This window comes from Pseudomonas sp. FG29 (assembly GCF_057809355.1).
The window spans coordinates 1-20,303 of record NZ_JBMDJU010000042.1; the positions used below are offsets into that span (position 1 = coordinate 1).

The window sequence follows — 20,303 nt, forward strand, 5'->3', positions numbered from 1 at the left end:
GCCATCAGCGCGGAGCCGATGATGATCGGAGTGTCGTCACCCGGGAAATCGTAGGTGCTCAGCAGGTCGCGAACTTCCATCTCGACCAGTTCCAGCAGCTCAGCGTCGTCAACCATGTCAGCCTTGTTCAGGAAGACAACGATGTACGGTACGCCAACCTGACGGGACAGCAGGATGTGCTCACGGGTTTGCGGCATCGGGCCGTCGGCAGCCGAGCAGACCAGGATCGCGCCGTCCATCTGGGCAGCACCGGTGATCATGTTCTTCACGTAGTCGGCGTGACCCGGGCAGTCAACGTGCGCGTAGTGACGAATGTTGGAATCGTACTCTACGTGGGCAGTGTTGATGGTGATACCACGAGCCTTCTCTTCCGGTGCGCTGTCGATCTTGTCGAAGTCAACGCGAGCGGAACCGAATACTTCGGAGCAGACGCGAGTCAGAGCAGCGGTCAGAGTGGTTTTACCGTGGTCAACGTGACCGATGGTGCCAACGTTGACGTGCGGTTTGTTACGTTCGAATTTTTCCTTAGCCACGACAGTAAACCTCTTACTTAAAGGGCGGGATTAGCCTTGTTTTTTAACCAGAGCTTCGACGATGTTCGACGGAGCTTCTGCGTACTTGGAGAATTCCATGGAGTAGCTGGCGCGACCCTGGGACATGGAACGGACGTCGGTAGCGTAACCAAACATCTCGCCCAGCGGAACTTCGGCACGAATTACCTTACCGGATACCGAATCTTCCATACCCTGAATCAGACCACGACGACGGTTCAGGTCACCCATCACGTCCCCCATGTAGTCCTCAGGAGTTACCACTTCCACCTTCATGATCGGCTCAAGAACCTTACCACCGCCCTTCTGGGCCAGCTGCTTGGTCGCCATGGAGGCAGCGATCTTGAACGCCATCTCGTTGGAGTCGACGTCGTGGTAGGAACCATCGAATACGGTCGCCTTCAGGCCGATCAGCGGATAGCCGGCAACAACGCCGTTCTTCATCTGCTCTTCGATACCCTTCTGGATCGCCGGGATGTATTCCTTCGGAACCACACCACCTACGACTTCGTTGGTGAACACCAGACCTTCGGTGATGTTGCCCTTGTCGTCCACGTCCGGAGTCGAGAAGCGAATCCAGCAGTGACCGAACTGACCGCGACCACCGGACTGACGAACGAACTTGCCTTCGATCTCGACATTGTCCTTGGAGATGGTTTCACGGTAGGAAACCTGCGGCTTGCCGATGTTGGCCTCGACGTTGAACTCGCGCTTCATGCGGTCAACGAGGATGTCCAGGTGCAGCTCACCCATACCGGAGATGATGGTCTGACCGGTTTCTTCGTCAGTCTTGACGCGGAACGACGGGTCTTCCTGAGCCAGCTTGCCCAGCGCGATACCCATCTTCTCCTGGTCAGCCTTGGTCTTCGGCTCAACAGCTACCGAAATAACCGGCTCCGGGAAGTCCATACGCTCGAGGATGATCGGCTTGTCCGGATCGCACAGGGTTTCACCGGTGGTGACATCCTTCATGCCGATCAGAGCCGCGATGTCACCAGCGCGTACTTCTTTGATCTCGTCACGCTGGTTGGCATGCATCTGCACCATACGACCAACGCGCTCTTTCTTGCCTTTCACGGAGTTGATGACCGACTGGCCAGACTCCAGAACGCCCGAGTAAACACGAACGAAGGTCAGCGTACCAACGAAGGGGTCGGTCGCGATCTTGAACGCCAGAGCGGAGAACGGCGCGGCGTCATCAGCATGGCGCTCGTCGTAATCACCTTCAGCGATCTCTTCTTTCGGCTTGTCAGCCAGATCCGGGTGGATACCCTTGATCGCCGGAATCTCGGTCGGAGCAGGCAGGAAGTCGATAACAGCGTCGAGAACCAGGGGAACACCCTTGTTCTTGAACGAAGAACCGCAGACAGCCGGGACGATCTCGCTCGCCAGAGTACGGGCGCGCAGACCAGCCTTGATGTCTTCGACGGACAAGTCACCCTCTTCCAGGTACTTGTTCATCAGCTCTTCGTTGGCTTCGGCAGCAGCCTCAACCATGTTCGAACGCCACTCGTTGGCCAGGTCGACCAGCTCCGCCGGAATCTCTTCCTCGCGGTAGGTGGTGCCCTTGTCGTCATCGTTCCAGTAGATAGCCTTCATCTTGATCAGGTCGACCTGACCTTCGAAGTTATCTTCTGCACCGATTGCGATCTGGATCGGAACCGGGGTGTGACCCAGACGGTTCTTGATCTGACCTACGACGCGCAGGAAGTTGGCACCGGCGCGGTCCATCTTGTTCACGTAAACGATACGCGGAACGCCGTACTTGTTGGCCTGACGCCATACGGTTTCGGACTGCGGCTCAACGCCCGAGGTACCGCAGAACACAACGACAGCGCCGTCGAGTACGCGCAGGGAGCGCTCTACTTCGATGGTGAAGTCAACGTGACCGGGGGTATCGATGACGTTTACGCGGTACTTGTCATACTGACGACGAGAACCTTCCCAGAAGGTGGTAATCGCAGCAGAAGTAATGGTGATACCACGCTCCTGCTCCTGAACCATCCAGTCGGTGGTCGCGGCGCCATCATGCACCTCGCCCATCTTGTGGCTCAGGCCTGTGTAGAACAGGATCCGCTCTGTAGTGGTTGTCTTGCCCGCATCGACGTGCGCGCAGATACCGATGTTACGGTAGCGGTTAATTGCTGTAGTACGAGCCATAAAGCCCTCGCAAAGTTAGTGGAGCCGGAATTAGAAGCGGTAGTGCGAGAAAGCCTTGTTGGCCTCAGCCATACGGTGCACGTCTTCACGCTTCTTGACAGCAGCGCCTTTGCCTTCAGCAGCATCCAGCAGCTCACCAGCCAGACGCAGAGCCATGGACTTCTCACCGCGCTTGCGCGCGTAGTCCACCAGCCAGCGCATAGCCAGGGCATTACGACGGGACGGACGAACTTCGACCGGAACCTGGTAGGTAGCACCGCCTACACGGCGGGACTTGACTTCGACCAGCGGAGCGATGGCGTCGAGAGCTTTCTCGAAGATTTCCAGGGGATCGCTGTTCTTGCGTGCTTTGACAGTGTCCAGAGCACCGTAGACGATGCGCTCGGCCACGGCCTTCTTGCCGCTTTCCATCACGTGGTTCATGAATTTGGCGAGAATCTGACTTCCGTACTTCGGATCGTCCAGAATCTCACGTTTTGCTGCTACACGACGTCTTGGCATGATAAGCCCTCAAACGGTCTTCAGGTTAGCCCGGGACTGACGGCAAAAGCCGCGCCCGACCTTACTCTTATCGACTCAACTAAATATAAAGATTCAAGCGGCCTTATTTCGGACGCTTGGTACCGTACTTGGAACGACCCTGCTTACGGTCTTTGACGCCGGAGGTATCCAGCGAACCACGCACGGTGTGGTAGCGCACACCCGGAAGGTCTTTTACACGACCGCCACGGATCAGCACGACGCTGTGCTCTTGCAGGTTGTGGCCTTCACCGCCGATGTACGAAGACACTTCGTAACCGTTGGTCAGACGCACGCGGCACACTTTACGCAGTGCCGAGTTAGGTTTCTTCGGCGTGGTGGTGTACACGCGAGTGCACACGCCACGGCGCTGCGGGCAGTTCTGCAGCGCAGGTACGTCGGACTTGTCGACGATACGCTTGCGCGGCTGACGTACCAGCTGGTTGATAGTTGCCATCTACTAGCTCCACTGTTGTCTTTCGACGCTATTTACAACACAAATAAAGATGGCAGAGCCGATCGCCCTGCCAAATTTAAGGGTGCATGAGTCTAAAGAGACCCACGCCCCCAGTCAAGGCAAAGCCCCGCTAGTGAACTAGCAGGGCTTCGACTCAATTTCCGCTGGAGTTCAGCGCTTCGGTCAGTGCGGCTTCCACCTCACTGGCGCTGACACGTACCGGCTTGTCGGCATCACGCTTGCGCTTGCGCTCGCTGTGATAGGCCAGACCGGTACCAGCCGGGATCAGACGACCTACGACCACGTTCTCTTTCAGACCGCGCAGGTAGTCGCGCTTGCCAGTAACCGCCGCCTCGGTGAGGACGCGAGTGGTTTCCTGGAAGGACGCTGCGGAGATGAACGACTCGGTGGACAGCGACGCCTTGGTGATACCCAGCAACACACGGGTGTACTTGGCGATGAACTTGTCCTCTTCGGCCAGACGCTCGTTCTCGCCCAGCACCTGGGTGAGCTCCATCTGATCGCCCTTGATGAAGGACGAATCGCCGGACTCGCTGATCTCGACCTTGCGCAGCATCTGACGCAGGATGGTCTCGATGTGCTTGTCGTTGATCTTCACGCCCTGCAGACGGTAAACGTCCTGGATCTCGTTGACGATGTACTTGGCCAGCGCGCTCACACCCAGCAGACGCAGGATGTCGTGCGGATCGCTCGGACCGTCGGAGATAACTTCACCCTTGTTGACCTGTTCACCTTCGAACACGTTCAGGTGACGCCATTTCGGGATCAGCTCTTCGTACGGATCGCTACCATCGGTCGGAGTAATGACCAGACGGCGCTTGCCTTTGGTCTCTTTACCGAACGAGATGGTGCCGCTGATTTCCGCCAGGATCGAAGCTTCTTTCGGACGACGCGCTTCGAACAGGTCGGCAACGCGCGGCAGACCACCGGTGATGTCGCGGGTCTTCGAGGTCTCTTGCGGGATACGGGCGATAACGTCACCGACCGCGATCTGCGCACCATCGGCCACACCGACAAGGGCGTTGGCCGGCAGAAAGTACTGGGCGGGAACGTCAGTACCCGGCAGCAGCAGTTCCTTGCCGTTGGCGTCGACCATCTTGATGGCCGGACGAATGTCCTTGCCAGCAGCCGGACGATCCTTCGGATCGAGAACCTCGATGTTGGTCAGACCGGTCAGTTCGTCGGTCTGGCGCTTGATGGTGATGCCCTCCTCCATGCCGACGAAGGTCACGGTACCCTTCATTTCGGTCACGATCGGGTGGGTGTGCGGATCCCACTTGGCGACGATGGCGCCAGCGTCGACCTTGTCGCCTTCCTTGACGGAAATCACGGCACCGTACGGCAGCTTGTAGCGCTCGCGCTCGCGACCAAACTCGTCGGCAACAGCCAGCTCGCCGGAACGGGAAACCGCTACCAGGTTGCCGTCAACACGCTCGACGTGCTTGAGGTTGTGCAGACGCACCACACCACCGTTCTTCACCTGGACGCTGTCGGCAGCCGAGGTACGGCTTGCAGCACCACCGATGTGGAAGGTACGCATGGTCAGCTGGGTACCCGGCTCACCGATGGACTGAGCAGCGATAACGCCGACCGCCTCACCGATGTTGACGCGGTGACCACGAGCCAGGTCGCGACCGTAGCACTTGGCGCAGATGCCGTAGCGGGTTTCGCAGGTGATCGGCGAACGCACGACCACTTCGTCGACGCTGTTCAGCTCAATGAACTCGACCCACTGCTCGTCGATCAGGGTACCGGCCGGGACGATGATCTCGTCGGTGCCTGGCTTCGGCACATCACGGGCGATAACACGACCCAGAACACGCTCACCCAGCGGTTCGACCACGTCGCCGCCTTCGATGTGCGGGGTCATCAGCAGGCCCTGCTCGGTGCCGCAATCGATCTCGGTCACCACCAGATCCTGGGCCACGTCGACCAGACGACGGGTCAGGTAACCGGAGTTCGCGGTCTTCAGTGCGGTATCCGCCAGACCTTTACGAGCACCGTGAGTGGAGATGAAGTACTGCAGAACCGACAGACCTTCGCGGAAGTTCGCGGTGATCGGCGTTTCGATGATGGAGCCGTCCGGCTTGGCCATCAGACCACGCATACCAGCCAGCTGACGAATCTGGGCAGCGGAACCCCGCGCACCGGAGTCGGCCATCATGTACATGGAGTTGAAGGACTCCTGCTCGACGGTCTTGCCTTCGCGATCGACTACCGGCTCTTTCGAGAGGTTGGCCATCATCGCCTTGGAGACTTCATCGTTGGCCTTCGACCACAGGTCGATCACCTTGTTGTACTTCTCGCCCTGGGTGACCAGGCCGGAGGCGTACTGCGATTCGATTTCCTTCACTTCCTCGGTAGCGGCATCGATGATGCGCGCTTTTTCGTCCGGGATGACGAAGTCGTTCACGCCGATCGACACACCGGAGATGGTCGAGTAGGCGAAACCGGTGTACATCAGCTGGTCGGCGAAGATGACGGTGTCCTTCAGACCCACGGTGCGGTAGCACTGGTTGATCAGTTTGGAGATCGCCTTCTTCTTCATCGGCTGGTTGACCACGTCGTAGGACAGGCCGGCCGGTACCACCTGGAACAGCAGCGCACGGCCGACAGTGGTGTCGACGATGCGGGTGTTCTTGCTGATCGAACCGTCTTTCTCTTTGACGGTTTCGTTGATACGCACTTTCACGCGGGCGTGCAGGGACGCCTCGCCGGCGCGGAATACGCGGTCGACTTCCTGCAGGTCAGCGAACACACGACCTTCGCCCTTGGCGTTAACGGCTTCACGGGTCATGTAGTACAGGCCCAGAACCACGTCCTGCGACGGAACGATGATCGGCTCGCCGTTGGCAGGCGAGAGGATGTTGTTGGTCGACATCATCAGCGCGCGCGCTTCGAGCTGGGCTTCCAGCGTCAGCGGCACGTGAACGGCCATCTGGTCACCGTCGAAGTCGGCGTTGTACGCGGCACAGACCAGCGGGTGCAGCTGGATCGCCTTACCTTCGATCAGTACCGGCTCGAACGCCTGGATGCCCAGACGGTGCAGGGTCGGCGCGCGGTTGAGCAGTACGGGGTGTTCGCGGATGACTTCGGCGAGAACGTCCCAAACCTCGGGCAGCTCGCGCTCGACCATCTTCTTGGCAGCCTTGATGGTGGTCGCCAGACCACGGGCTTCCAGCTTGCCGAAAATGAACGGCTTGAACAGCTCGAGGGCCATCTTCTTCGGCAGACCGCACTGGTGCAGACGCAGGGTCGGGCCCACGGTAATTACGGAACGACCGGAGTAGTCAACGCGCTTACCGAGCAGGTTCTGACGGAAGCGACCTTGTTTACCCTTGATCATGTCGGCCAGCGACTTCAGCGGACGCTTGTTCGAGCCAGTGATGGCGCGACCGCGACGGCCGTTGTCGAGCAAGGCGTCGACCGCCTCCTGCAGCATGCGCTTTTCGTTGCGCACGATGATGTCCGGCGCCGAAAGATCGAGCAGGCGCTTCAGACGGTTGTTACGGTTGATCACGCGACGGTACAGGTCGTTCAGGTCGGACGTGGCGAAACGACCACCATCCAGCGGAACGAGCGGGCGCAGATCCGGCGGCAGAACCGGCAGAACGGTCAGCACCATCCACTCCGGCAGGTTGCCGGAGTCCTTGAAGGCTTCCATCAGCTTCAGGCGCTTGGACAGCTTCTTGATCTTGGTCTCGGAGTTGGTCTGCGGAATCTCTTCACGCAGGCGGCCGATCTCGTGATCCAGGTCGATGGCATGCAGCAGCTCGCGAACGGCCTCGGCGCCCATGCGCGCGTCGAAGTCGTCACCGAACTCTTCGAGGGCTTCGAAGTACTGCTCGTCGTTCAGCAGTTGGCCCTTCTCGAGGGTGGTCATGCCCGGGTCGATCACGACGTAGCTCTCGAAATAGAGCACGCGTTCGATATCACGCAGGGTCATGTCCATCAGCAGGCCGATACGGGACGGCAGCGACTTGAGGAACCAGATGTGGGCGACCGGCGAGGCCAGTTCGATGTGCGCCATGCGCTCACGACGAACCTTGGCCAGGGCCACTTCAACGCCGCACTTCTCGCAGATCACGCCGCGGTGCTTGAGGCGCTTGTACTTGCCGCACAGGCACTCGTAGTCCTTGACCGGGCCAAAGATCTTGGCGCAGAACAGGCCATCGCGCTCTGGCTTGAAGGTACGGTAGTTGATGGTTTCCGGCTTTTTAACTTCACCGAACGACCACGAACGGATCATCTCAGGCGAGGCCAATCCGATACGGATGGCGTCGAACTCTTCGATCTGACCCTGGTTTTTCAGCAAATTCAGTAGGTCTTTCAAGGCCTTTCCTCCTGGCGGAGCGGGCAGCGAGCTGAGTTAGCCCCGCTGCCGATTCACGTCGTGTTATTCGGTTTCCAGATCGATGTCGATGCCGAGCGAACGGATCTCTTTGATCAGTACGTTGAAGGACTCGGGCATGCCCGGCTCCATACGGTGATCGCCATCCACGATGTTCTTGTACATCTTGGTACGGCCGTTCACGTCGTCCGACTTCACGGTCAGCATTTCCTGCAGGGTGTAGGCGGCACCATAGGCTTCCAGCGCCCAGACCTCCATCTCCCCGAAACGCTGACCACCGAACTGCGCCTTACCACCCAGCGGCTGCTGGGTAACCAGGCTGTAGGAACCCGTGGAACGCGCGTGCATCTTGTCGTCCACCAGGTGGTTCAGTTTCAGCATGTACATGTAGCCGACAGTGGTCGGGCGCTCGAACTGGTTACCGGTACGACCGTCGAACAGGCGCATCTGGCCGCTCTCCGGCAGATCAGCCAGCTTCAGCATGGCCTTGATCTCGGTTTCCTTGGCACCGTCGAACACGGCAGTCGCCATCGGTACGCCGCCTTTGAGGTTCTTCGCCAGCTCGAGGATCTCGGTATCGGAGAACTCGTCGAGGTTTTCCTGACGGCCACCGATCTCGTTGTAGATCTCGGCGAGGAACTTGCGCAGCTCGGCGATCTTGCGCTGCTCTTCGAGCATGCGGTTGATCTTCTCGCCCAGGCCCTTGGCCGCGAGGCCCAGGTGGGTTTCGAGGATCTGACCGACGTTCATACGCGACGGTACGCCCAGCGGGTTGAGGACGATATCGACCGGAGTACCGTTGGCATCGTGCGGCATGTCTTCGACCGGCATGATCACCGAGACCACACCCTTGTTACCGTGACGACCGGCCATCTTGTCACCCGGCTGGATGCGACGGCGGATGGCCAGGTAGACCTTGACGATCTTCAGTACGCCCGGCGCCAGGTCATCGCCCTGCTGCAGCTTGCGCTTCTTGTCTTCGAACTTGTCGTCGAGCATCTGACGGCGGTCGGAGATGTAGGCCTGAGCCTTCTCCAGCTGCTCGTTCAGGGCGTCGTCGGCCATGCGCAGTTTGAACCACTGGCCACGCTCCAGACCGTCGAGGAACTCGTCGGTGATCGCGGTGCCTTTCTTCAGACCAGCGCCGCCTTCGGCGATGGCGCCAACCAGAGCGGAACGCAGACGTTCGAAGGTCGCGCCTTCAACGATGCGGAACTCTTCGTTCAGATCCTTGCGGATCTCGTCGAGTTGCTGCTTCTCGATGGCCAGCGCACGGCTGTCGCGCTCGACGCCGTCACGGGTGAAGACCTGTACGTCGATGACGGTACCCTTGGTGCCAGTCGGCACACGCAGGGAGGTGTCCTTCACGTCGGACGCCTTCTCACCGAAGATCGCACGCAGCAGTTTTTCTTCCGGCGTCAGCTGGGTCTCGCCTTTCGGAGTGACCTTGCCGACCAGGATGTCGCCCGGGCCGACTTCGGCGCCGACGTAGACGATACCGGCTTCGTCCAGCTTGTTCAGAGCAGCTTCACCGACGTTCGGGATGTCAGAGGAGATTTCCTCTGGGCCGAGCTTGGTGTCACGCGCCACACAGGTCAGCTCCTGAATGTGGATAGTGGTGAAGCGGTCTTCCTGAACCACGCGCTCGGACAGGCAGATGGAGTCTTCGAAGTTGAAGCCGTTCCACGGCATGAACGCCACGCGCATGTTCTGACCCAGCGCCAGTTCACCCATGTCGGTGGACGGGCCGTCAGCCATGATGTCGCTGCGCGCAACCTTGTCACCTTTACGCACCAGCGGACGCTGGTTGATGCAGGTGTTCTGGTTGGAACGGGTGTATTTGGTCAGGTTGTAGATGTCGACACCGGCTTCGCCAGTTTCGACTTCGTCATCATTGACGCGAACCACGATACGGCTGGCGTCGACCGAGTCGATCACACCACCACGACGTGCCACGACGCAGACACCGGAGTCACGGGCGACGTTGCGCTCCATGCCGGTACCGACCAGCGGCTTGTCGGCGCGCAGGGTCGGTACAGCCTGACGCTGCATGTTCGAACCCATGAGTGCACGGTTGGCGTCGTCGTGCTCGAGGAACGGAATCAGCGAGGCGGCAACCGAGACTACCTGCTTCGGCGAAACGTCCATCAGGGTGACGTCTTCCGGCGCCTTGACGGTGAATTCGTTCAGGTGGCGCACGGCAACCAGCTCATCGATCAGCTGGCCTTTGTCGTTCAGGGTCGCAGACGCCTGAGCGATCACATGGTCGGCTTCTTCGATGGCGGACAGGAACACGATCTCATCGGTAACCTGACCTTCCTTGACCACGCGGTACGGGCTTTCCAGGAAGCCGTACTGGTTGGTGCGGGCATAGGCCGCCAGGGAGTTGATCAGACCGATGTTCGGACCTTCCGGCGTTTCGATCGGGCACACGCGGCCATAGTGGGTCGGGTGTACGTCGCGGACTTCGAAGCCTGCGCGCTCACGGGTCAGACCGCCCGGGCCGAGTGCAGAAACACGGCGCTTGTGGGTGATCTCGGAGAGCGGGTTGTTCTGGTCCATGAACTGCGAGAGCTGGCTGGAACCGAAGAACTCTTTCACCGCCGCCGCAACCGGCTTGGCGTTGATCAGGTCTTGCGGCATCAGGCCTTCGCTTTCGGCCATCGACAGACGTTCCTTGACCGCGCGCTCTACACGCACCAGGCCAACGCGGAACTGGTTCTCGGCCATCTCGCCGACGCAACGTACACGGCGGTTACCCAGGTGGTCGATGTCATCGACGATACCCTTGCCATTACGGATGTCGACCAGAGTCTTGAGTACGGCGACGATGTCTTCACGCGACAGAACGCCCGCGCCTTCGATCTCGGTGCGACCGATGCGGCGGTTGAACTTCATGCGGCCAACGGCGGACAGGTCGTAACGCTCGGCGCTGAAGAACAGGTTGTTGAACAGCGTCTCGGCAGCGTCCTTGGTTGGCGGCTCGCCAGGACGCATCATGCGATAGATCTCGACCAGCGCTTCCAGCTGATTGGTGGTGCCGTCGATCTTCAGCGTGTCGCTGATGAACGGGCCACAGTCGATATCGTTGGTGTACAGCGTCTCGAAGCGCACCACGTTGGCCTTGGCCATCTTGACCAGCAGGTCGGCGGTCAGCTCGGTATTGCATTCGGCGATGATCTCGCCGGTAGCCGGATGCACCACAGCCTTGGCAGTGGTACGACCGATGACGTACTCGAGCGGTACGTCCAGCTCTTTGATACCGGCCTTGTCCAACTGGTTGATGTGGCGGGCAGTGATACGACGGCCCTGCTCGACGATCACCTTGCCGCTGGCATCCTTGATGTCCTGTACGGCAACTTCACCACGCAGGCGCTGCGGCACCAGCTCCAGGCTCAGCCCTTCGCTCTTAACGTGATAGACGTTGGTGTCGTAGAAGGCATCGAGCACTTCTTCGGTGCTGTAGCCCAGCGCGCGCAGCAGGACGGACGCCGGCAGTTTGCGGCGACGGTCGATACGCACGAATACGGCGTCCTTCGGGTCGAACTCGAAGTCCAGCCAGGAACCGCGGTAAGGAATGATGCGAGCGGAGTACAGCAGCTTGCCCGAACTGTGGGTCTTGCCACGGTCGTGGTCGAAGAACACACCCGGCGAACGGTGCAGCTGGGACACGATCACACGCTCGGTACCGTTGATAACGAAGGTACCGTTCTCGGTCATGAGCGGGATTTCGCCCATGTACACTTCTTGCTCTTTGATGTCCTTGATCGCTTTGTTCGACGATTCTTTGTCGAAAATGATCAGGCGCACTTTCACACGCAGCGGAACCGCGAAGGTCACACCACGCAGGACGCATTCCTTGACGTCGAACGCCGGCTCGCCCAGGCGATAGCCAACGTATTCCAGAGCGGCGTTGCCGGAGTAGCTGATGATCGGGAATACGGATTTGAAGGCCGCATGCAGGCCGATGTCGCGGAACTGTTCCTTGCTCACCCCTTGCTGCAGGAATTCGCGGTACGAATCCAGCTGGATGGCCAGGAGGTAAGGCACATCCATGACATCCGGCAACTTGCTAAAGTCCTTGCGGATACGTTTTTTCTCAGTGTATGAGTAAGCCATCAGCGTTCCCCAGCTTGGTCACCTGCTTGTTTGGCCAGCGCCGGCGGCGGTGACCAGAAAATCGTGCAAACCCTCGGTTTGCAGCCGCCTCACGGGCGGGTTCTTTTCGGCTCCAGGCCGACTGACGAACAGTCGACCTAGAACGGAAAAAGGCCGGTGGCAAAAGCCACCAGCCATCAGCCTTAAGCGAGTCGCTCGGGCTGTAGACGCAAGGTCGTCGCTTACTTGAGCTCGACTTTGGCGCCGGCTTCTTCCAGCTTCTTCTTGGCGTCTTCAGCAGCTTCTTTGCTCAGACCTTCAGCGATAACCTGAGGAGCGCCGTCGACTTTCTCTTTGGCTTCTTTCAGGCCCAGACCGGTCAGCTCGCGAACGGCCTTGATCACGTTCACTTTCTTGTCGCCAGCTTCGGCCAGGACAACGTTGAACTCGGTTTGTTCTTCAACGACAGCAGCGGCAGCAGCAGGGCCAGCGGCAACAGCGGCAGCAGCGGTAACGCCGAAGGTTTCTTCCATCGCTTTGATCAGCTCAACGATTTCCATAACGGATTTCTGGCCGATCGCTTCGATGATTTGCTCGTTAGTCAGAGACATGACTATCAGTTCCTGTATTGGGGTGACGGCCTACGCGACCATCAAATTAAACGTTTGATTTCGAAAGTACTTACGCCGCCTTAGGCAGCAGCAGCTTCTTTCTGGTCGCGAATAGCTGCCAGGGTGCGAGCGAGTTTGCTGGTGGCGCCTTGAATAACGCTCATCAGCTGGGCGATGCCCTCGTCGCGGGTCGGCAGGCTTGCCAGTACGTCGATCTGGTTTGCTGCGAGGAACTTGCCCTCGAACGCAGCTGCCTTGATCTCGAACTTGTCCTGACCCTTGGCGAACTCCTTGAACAGACGAGCAGCAGCACCCGGGTGTTCATTGGAGAAAGCGATAAGGGTCGGGCCTTTGAACACGTCGTTGAGCACGTCGAACTGAGTGCCTTCAACGGCGCGCTTGAGCAGGGTGTTACGCACGACTTTCACGTACACACCAGCTTCGCGGGCCTCTTTACGGAGTCCGGTCATTGCGCCGACGGTCACGCCACGGGCATCAGCCACGACAGCGGACAGACCGGCTTTGGCAGCCTCGTTGACTTCAGCGACGATGGCCTTCTTGTCTTCGAGTTTAATTGCCACGGGTTTACTCCTGGTTTTTACCGGTTCGCCGAGCCGAAGCTCGGCGGCGTTTTGGTGTCTGATTCGGTAACGAATCGGGAGCACCATCTGCGTAGGCCATCAGGCAAGCCTGATATTTAAAACAACTGTCACCTACGGTCTTGGATAGCCCCCGCCAGGCAGGGACCCCAATTTTTCAAGGCTGACGGCAACGCCGCCAGCCCAATACTTCATTACGCCTCGAGCGAAGCCTGATCGATGATCAGACCCGGACCCATGGTGGTGCTCAGGGTCACGCGCTTGACGTAGATACCTTTCGAAGTCGACGGCTTCAGACGCTTGAGGTCGGACAGCAGGGCTTCCACGTTCTGCTTCAGCGCGGCGGCTTCGAAGCCGACCTTGCCAACGGAAGTGTGGATGATGCCGTTCTTGTCGGTACGGAAACGTACCTGACCTGCTTTGGCGTTCTTGACCGCGGTAGCGACGTCCGGAGTCACGGTGCCGACTTTCGGGTTCGGCATCAGGCCTCGCGGGCCCAGCACCTGGCCCAGCTGGCCAACAACGCGCATGGCGTCCGGGGAAGCGATGACCACGTCGTAGTTCAGATCGCCTGCCTTCATTTCGGCAGCCAGATCGTCCATACCGACCTTGTCAGCACCGGCAGCCAGAGCGGCTTCAGCGCCAGGACCTTGGGTGAACACGGCAACGCGTACGGTTTTGCCGGTACCGTTCGGCAGAACGGTGGCACCACGTACGACCTGGTCGGATTTACGCGGATCTACGCCCAGGTTCACGGCAACGTCGAACGACTCGGTGAACTTGACGGCCGACAGCTCAGCCAGCAGCTTGGCTGCGTCTTCGAAGGAATACGCCTTGCCAGCTTCAACTTTGGCGGCGATGGCCTTTTGGCGCTTGGTCAACTTAGCCATTACACACCCTCCACGTTCAGGCCCATGCTACGAGCGGAACCGGCGATGGTACGCACGGCCGCATCCATGTCAGCTGCAGTCAGATCGGCCTGTTTGGTCTTGGCGATCTCTTCCAGCTGAGCACGAGTCACGGTGCCGACTTTCTGGGAGTTAGGACGGCTGGAGCCACTCTGGATGCCGGCTGCTTTTTTCAGCAGGACGGAAGCCGGGGTGCTCTTGGTTTCAAAAGTGAAGCTGCGGTCACTGTAAACGGTGATGATCACAGGAGTCGGCAGACCAGGTTCCATGCCCTGAGTCTTGGCGTTGAACGCCTTGCAGAATTCCATGATGTTCACGCCGTGCTGACCCAGAGCCGGGCCCACGGGCGGCGACGGGTTTGCCTGACCGGCTTTAACTTGCAGCTTGATATAAGCCTGAATCTTCTTAGCCATTAGCTACTCCAATTTCGGGTTCAAACGCCTCGAAAGGCTCCCCGGTTACTTACGCATTTATCCCAGTGACGACAAAACCCCGCAGCCAGCGGCTGCGGGGTTGGGATGCTTATGTCAGCTATGCCTTCTCGACCTGACTGAACTCCAACTCGACCGGGGTGGAGCGACCGAAAATGGTCACAGCAACCTGGATACGACTCTTCTCGTAATTCACTTCTTCAACGACACCGCCGAAATCGGCAAACGGGCCATCGATAACACGAACCATCTCGCCCGGCTCGAACAGAGTCTTGGGCTTGGGCTTGTCGCCACTATCAGCAACACGACGCAGGATGGCCTCAGCTTCTTTCTCGGTGATCGGCGCCGGCTTGTCGGCCGTACCACCAATGAAGCCCATTACACGAGGCGTATCCTTGATCAAGTGCCAGGTCGCTTCGTTCATTTCCATCTGCACAAGCACATAGCCGGGGAAGAACTTGCGCTCACTCTTGCGCTTCTGACCATTGCGCATCTCGACCACCTCTTCGGTAGGAACGAGAATTTCGCCAAAGTCTTCTTCCATGCCAGCCAGCTTGACGCGCTCGATCAGCGAGCGCATGACATGCTTCTCGTAACCCGAGTAAGCATGCACAACGTACCAACGCTTAGCCACGGGACACCCTTAACCAACAATCAGGGAAACAAGCCAACCGAGCAGGGAATCAAGACCCCACAGCAGCAGCGCCATCACCAGAACCACCGCAACAACGATCAAAGTCGTTTGCGTGGTCTCTTGGCGGGTTGGCCAAACAACCTTGCGAATCTCAACGCGGGCCTCTTTCAACAGAACCGCGAAAGCCTGACCACGAGCAGTTTGCAGCGCCACAAACGCAGCAACACCGCCCAGAACGATCAGCCCCAGAACACGGTAGAGGATCGGCTCAGCGGAGAAGTACTGATTACCGACGACACCCACAACAACCAGGGCAGCGACAACCAGCCACTTGACCAGATCAAAGCGAGAGTCTTTGGCTTCAGCCTTAACATTCATTCGAGAGGATCCTGTGAAAGACGCGCCAGATTCGTTAGAAAATGGCAGGTCAGGAGGGAATCGAACCCCCAACCTGCGGTTTTGGAGACCGCCGCTCTGCCAATTGAGCTACTGACCTAGATGAATCAGGCCGACCATTATGCCGGCCTAAATGGGACAGATCAACCGATTATTCGACGATCTTGGCAACCACGCCAGCACCAACGGTACGACCGCCTTCGCGAATTGCGAAGCGCAGGCCGTCTTCCATGGCGATCGGCTTGATCAGGGTGACAACCATTTTGATGTTGTCGCCCGGCATTACCATCTCAACGCCTTCCGGCAGTTCGCACGAACCGGTCACGTCAGTGGTACGGAAGTAGAACTGCGGACGGTAGCCCTTGAAGAACGGGGTGTGACGACCACCTTCTTCTTTGGACAAAACGTACACTTCAGCTTCGAACTTGGTGTGCGGCTTGATGGTGCCCGGCTTGGCCAGAACCTGACCACGCTCGACTTCATCACGCTTGGTGCCGCGCAGCAGCACGCCGCAGTTCTCGCCAGCACGACCTTCGTCCAGCAGCTTGCGGAACATCTCAACACCGGTGCAGGTGGTCTTGGTGGTCGGACGCAGACCAACGATTTCGATTTCTTCCTGGATCTTGACGATACCGCGCTCTACACGACCGGTAACTACAGTACCGCGGCCGGAGATCGAGAATACGTCTTCGATCGGCATCAGGAACGGACGATCGATGGCACGAACCGGCTCAGGGATGTAGGTATCCAGAGTCTCGACGAGTTTCTTGACGGCAGTGGTGCCCATCTCGTTGTCGTCTTGGCCGTTCAGAGCCATCAGCGCGGAGCCGATGATGATCGGAGTGTCGTCACCCGGGAAATCGTAGGCGCTCAGCAGGTCGCGAACTTCCATCTCGACCAGTTCCAGCAGCTCAGCGTCGTCAACCATGTCAGCCTTGTTCAGGAAGACAACGATGTACGGTACGCCAACCTGACGGGACAGCAGGATGTGCTCACGGGTTTGCGGCATCGGGCCGTCGGCAGCCGAGCAGACCAGGATCGCGCCGTCCATCTGGGCAGCACCGGTGATCATGTTCTTCACGTAGTCGGCGTGACCCGGGCAATCAACGTGCGCGTAGTGACGAATGTTGGAATCGTACTCTACGTGGGCAGTGTTGATGGTGATACCACGAGCCTTCTCTTCCGGTGCGCTGTCGATCTTGTCGAAGTCAACGCGAGCGGAACCGAATACTTCGGAGCAGACGCGAGTCAGAGCAGCGGTCAGAGTGGTTTTACCGTGGTCAACGTGACCGATGGTGCCAACGTTGACGTGCGGTTTGTTACGTTCGAATTTCTCTTTAGCCATCTTGACCGTCTCCTATCGAAAAATTGAGCAAGCCACGCGCCACTTAAAACAAAGGCAGATACTTTCATATCTGCCTTTATTAGATGGAGCTCATGAGCGGACTTGAACCGCTGACCTCACCCTTACCAAGGGTGTGCTCTACCAACTGAGCTACATGAGCCAAACTCTTTGCTCGAACCACAAACTGGAGCGGGCAGCGGGAATCGAACCCGCATCATCAGCTTGGAAGGCTGAGGTTCTACCACTGAACTATGCCCGCGGAGCTTGTAGCTCACGCTGAATCTGGTGGAGGGGGAAGGATTCGAACCTTCGAAGTCGATGACGTCAGATTTACAGTCTGATCCCTTTGGCCGCTCGGGAACCCCTCCAAAGTGGGCGGCATTTTCTAGATCTGCCACCTTGCTGTCAAGCGTTTTCTCAATTAAATCTTGAGGTTAGCTTATTCGACAACATCTTCTAGGGTTATACAGCTTTGACCACCCTGCGAAGCGGGCGCCATTCTATGCAAACTACTGGGGCAATGCAACGCCTTCGCAAGGCATTAATTGATGCTGCAGCCCGGCGAAGTCTCCAGCGAGGCGACCCAGCAACACTTCATCAGCCAAACGCCGGGTTTCCGGAGACACGCGAACCCAGAAACTGCGGTGAGAACGTGACAACTCACGCACCTTGGGCTCGTATCCGGCGTCGCGCAGGCGCTGCATTACGACATCCGCAGAATCGCTGCGAGGAAAAATCCCCAGAGAGATACCATTGGCCAAATCGCCCTGGGTGATGATGTAGCTGTCCACGCGCCTAGCCTGCAGCTCGCGCAACTGCCTGAGCGAAGCCTGACGAGACGCCAAGGGCTCCAGATAGACCCAGTACTCAACCCCCGCAGCCGCATCCATCGCACGAACCTGCGCCTTGATATCCAGCGAAAGCAGGCGCTGCTCCACCTCCCTCGCCTGCGACTCCTGCTCGAAGCTTCCTAGATAAAGGCACGCAGAAGCAGCGACCGCACTGGCGTCCGCCACCTCGGGCTTCCCGCCAGAGTGAGGCTGCACGTTGTCAGCAGCCTCACTCAATAACTGAATATCCTTGCGCCCCCCCTGGTAGGACTCTACAGGCGCTATCTCCTTGGCCCGCAAGGGGGCCTGCTGCTGATGCCAGACGTAATAGAAGACATTCAACAGAATCAGCAGCAGCAGAACCCAACGCATAGCGAGCCTCACACCAGCGGGCAGGCAATCGCCAACCCGACAAATACCAGATCCGGAATCACCTGGGCGCCAGGTACAAGATCCCTGACCAGCTCCACGTCACCCCCGGTAAGAAAAATCTCGACGCCTTCAGGAAAGCGAGCCAGCGCCTCGTCATATTGCGCCCGGACAAACCCACGCAGCATCAACAAACAACCCCGCTCTACCGCTTCAGCCGTAGAGCGGCCCGGCTCCAGCGAGCTCAGCGCGGCCTCTGCAGCTCCACGGTCGTAGCGAATACGGCGCGTATGGGTGCTCAACTGGTCGCGCATGAGCGGTAAACCTGGGCAGATGAATCCCCCAAGGTGACGCCCGTCCGCCGCCACCAGGTCAGCAGTCACAGCCGTTCCCAGGTCGATCACGAGACAGGCACGCTGACCAAGATGGTACGCCCCAAGCAATGCCAGCCAACGATCGAGCCCTAGACGCGCGTAGTCCTCGTAACCGTTGGTGACGCCCGCCAACTGCTGCGCTGGCTGAGCACAGATCACCGGCACGGCAAATCGATGACGCAACTCGGTCACCAGAGCCCCACCCTCGGCATCACTACGCACGCTGACCAGGCGACAGTGACGGATCTGCAAACCAGGCAACGCCTCGAGCGCACCAAAGAGCTGAGCATCGCCATCCACGATCCCGGCATACAGCCTTTCGCAAGTATCAGAGGCAATCACCCGCCACTTGATGAAACTGTTGCCGCAATCAAGCTCAAGAATCATGGCGCAACCTCAAGCTCAACTCACCACCACTGAAGGACGTCTCGGTGCCATCGACTAACAAGCGAATGGCTCCACTGTCATCGACGCCGAGTATTTTTCCATTGATAGCCTGAACCCCAGCAATCAAGGAAGCCTCCCTACCCGCCCACAGATGCAGCGCCTCCCACTCTTCACGCAGCCCTGCAAAACCAGACACCCAGTGCCTGGACATGTAGCCTTGCAACTGAGCGAGCAACTCGGCGGCCAACTCATTCCGATCGACAAGGTGACCCAGCTCCTCACGGACGGAGGTCCACGGCTGATCGATAGCCAACCCTTGCTCGGCAAGCATGTTTACATTCAACCCAATACCGATGACGACATGACAGATATCTGCCGGATCCCCAAGCAGTTCCAGGAGAATGCCCGAGATCTTTCGCCCCTTTACCAGCACATCATTCGGCCACTTCACACCCACATCTTGAATACCGCTATTCAGCAGAGTGCGTGCGACAGCAAGCCCGACCGTCAGGCTTAACGCCTCAATCTGGCGCATACCACCATCCACCCGGACGATCAGGCTGCAATAGAGGTTTTCCGCAAAAGGACTGGCCCAAGGGCGGCCCCGCCTGCCGCGGCCGGCCGTTTGCCGCTCGGCAAGCACACAAAAAGGAGCCGTTGCACCCGCGTCGAGGCGGCGAATAACTTCGGCGTTGGTCGAATCTATGCAGGGAAGTACATGGATCACCGAATCCAGCCCTGGCGAGCAACGAGTAATTGCATCAGCATCCAGCAGCTTTAGCGGCTGGGCCAATCGATAGCCTTTACCCGGCACCCTGAAAACTTCGATACCGAACTCAGAGTGAAGTCCCTGCAATTTTTTCCAGACTGCGCTGCGGCTAACCCCCAAAGCGGCGCCCAACGCTTCGCCCGAGTGAAAACGGCCATCCTGGAGAAGTTTCAACAATGCCTGCATGAAAGGCCCCGCCCTTAACAAGGCTGGCATGATAACGGCGAGCTCTTGGGTTGCATAGAAACCAGCCGCTCAAGCAGCCAATGCAGTGTCATGCACCGGATCAGCACGCCTCGGCCATGACCGCGCCCGGCATCGAAACAGCTTTTCAGGCCAAAAGACCGCTTAAGCGATCTTGGGTTGCGTCTAGCGCGCGACGATGATCTGACCGGAACTTCAGCGGCCAGTGCTGTCAGTGCCACGCATTCATTTTTCGCGCGCAAAGAAGAAACCCCAGACCGCTAGGCGATCTGGGGTTTCGTATAGGAGC

The 20,303-nt window shown here is 58.6% G+C and carries 16 protein-coding genes and 4 tRNA genes; all 20 read right to left on the reverse strand.

All coding sequences use genetic code 11. From position 1 onward, the window contains the following. Positions 1-533, reverse strand: a 533-nt coding sequence (locus tag ACODS1_RS23400; RefSeq protein ID WP_489087526.1) for a GTP-binding protein, incomplete at its 3' end; no start/stop codon positions are given. Positions 534-563: 30 nt separating this feature from the next. Beyond that, the gene (gene fusA / locus ACODS1_RS23405) at positions 564-2,711 is read right to left on the reverse strand and encodes an elongation factor G (RefSeq protein WP_489087527.1); all 2,148 of its coding nucleotides are present in this window, start codon (positions 2,709-2,711) and stop codon (positions 564-566) included. A gap of 30 nt (positions 2,712-2,741) precedes the next feature. Next, positions 2,742-3,212 (reverse strand): 30S ribosomal protein S7, encoded by a 471-nt coding sequence (rpsG, locus tag ACODS1_RS23410; RefSeq protein ID WP_003246741.1) that lies wholly within the window; start codon positions 3,210-3,212, stop codon positions 2,742-2,744. 103 nt (positions 3,213-3,315) lie between these two features. After that, the gene (gene rpsL, locus ACODS1_RS23415) at positions 3,316-3,687 is read right to left on the reverse strand and encodes a 30S ribosomal protein S12 (protein WP_159973776.1); all 372 of its coding nucleotides are present in this window, start codon (positions 3,685-3,687) and stop codon (positions 3,316-3,318) included. Positions 3,688-3,841: 154 nt separating this feature from the next. Continuing rightward, a complete protein-coding gene (gene rpoC, locus ACODS1_RS23420; RefSeq protein ID WP_489087528.1) occupies positions 3,842-8,041 on the reverse strand; it encodes a DNA-directed RNA polymerase subunit beta' in 4,200 nt (1,399 codons plus the stop codon). Between the two features lie 63 nt (positions 8,042-8,104). Continuing rightward, positions 8,105-12,178 (reverse strand): DNA-directed RNA polymerase subunit beta, encoded by a 4,074-nt coding sequence (gene rpoB, locus ACODS1_RS23425; protein WP_322980353.1) that lies wholly within the window; start codon positions 12,176-12,178, stop codon positions 8,105-8,107. Positions 12,179-12,399: 221 nt separating this feature from the next. Then, positions 12,400-12,768 (reverse strand): 50S ribosomal protein L7/L12, encoded by a 369-nt coding sequence (gene rplL / locus ACODS1_RS23430; protein ID WP_489087529.1) that lies wholly within the window; start codon positions 12,766-12,768, stop codon positions 12,400-12,402. Positions 12,769-12,848: 80 nt separating this feature from the next. Continuing rightward, positions 12,849-13,349, reverse strand: coding sequence for a 50S ribosomal protein L10 (gene rplJ / locus ACODS1_RS23435; protein WP_017363913.1), 501 nt, complete (start codon positions 13,347-13,349; stop codon positions 12,849-12,851). A gap of 212 nt (positions 13,350-13,561) precedes the next feature. Beyond that, complete coding sequence (gene rplA / locus ACODS1_RS23440) at positions 13,562-14,257, reverse strand: 50S ribosomal protein L1 (protein ID WP_322980356.1); 696 nt, start codon at positions 14,255-14,257, stop codon at positions 13,562-13,564. Further along, a complete protein-coding gene (gene rplK, locus ACODS1_RS23445) occupies positions 14,257-14,688 on the reverse strand; it encodes a 50S ribosomal protein L11 (RefSeq protein WP_322980357.1) in 432 nt (143 codons plus the stop codon). The genes rplA and rplK overlap by 1 nt, the downstream gene beginning before the upstream one ends. A gap of 118 nt (positions 14,689-14,806) precedes the next feature. After that, positions 14,807-15,340 (reverse strand): transcription termination/antitermination protein NusG, encoded by a 534-nt coding sequence (nusG, locus tag ACODS1_RS23450; RefSeq protein WP_322980358.1) that lies wholly within the window; start codon positions 15,338-15,340, stop codon positions 14,807-14,809. Positions 15,341-15,349: 9 nt separating this feature from the next. Beyond that, positions 15,350-15,718, reverse strand: a complete 369-nt coding sequence (gene secE / locus ACODS1_RS23455) for a preprotein translocase subunit SecE (protein ID WP_489087530.1) — start codon at positions 15,716-15,718, stop codon at positions 15,350-15,352. A gap of 42 nt (positions 15,719-15,760) precedes the next feature. Then, positions 15,761-15,836: transfer RNA gene (locus ACODS1_RS23460), tRNA-Trp, on the reverse strand. A 51-nt stretch (positions 15,837-15,887) separates the two neighbouring features. After that, a complete protein-coding gene (gene tuf / locus ACODS1_RS23465; protein WP_489087531.1) occupies positions 15,888-17,081 on the reverse strand; it encodes an elongation factor Tu in 1,194 nt (397 codons plus the stop codon). An 84-nt stretch (positions 17,082-17,165) separates the two neighbouring features. Next, positions 17,166-17,241: transfer RNA gene (locus ACODS1_RS23470), tRNA-Thr, on the reverse strand. A 25-nt stretch (positions 17,242-17,266) separates the two neighbouring features. Next, positions 17,267-17,340: transfer RNA gene (locus tag ACODS1_RS23475), tRNA-Gly, on the reverse strand. 24 nt (positions 17,341-17,364) lie between these two features. Beyond that, positions 17,365-17,449 (reverse strand) — tRNA-Tyr (locus ACODS1_RS23480). Positions 17,450-17,590: 141 nt separating this feature from the next. Next, the gene (locus ACODS1_RS23485) at positions 17,591-18,283 is read right to left on the reverse strand and encodes an SPOR domain-containing protein (RefSeq protein ID WP_489087532.1); all 693 of its coding nucleotides are present in this window, start codon (positions 18,281-18,283) and stop codon (positions 17,591-17,593) included. Positions 18,284-18,291: 8 nt separating this feature from the next. Beyond that, positions 18,292-19,041 (reverse strand): pantothenate kinase, encoded by a 750-nt coding sequence (locus ACODS1_RS23490; RefSeq protein ID WP_489087533.1) that lies wholly within the window; start codon positions 19,039-19,041, stop codon positions 18,292-18,294. After that, entirely contained in the window at positions 19,031-19,996 is a 966-nt protein-coding gene (gene birA / locus ACODS1_RS23495; protein WP_489087534.1) for a bifunctional biotin--[acetyl-CoA-carboxylase] ligase/biotin operon repressor BirA, read from the reverse strand. The genes ACODS1_RS23490 and birA overlap by 11 nt, the downstream gene beginning before the upstream one ends. Positions 19,997-20,303: the final 307 nt, after the last annotated feature.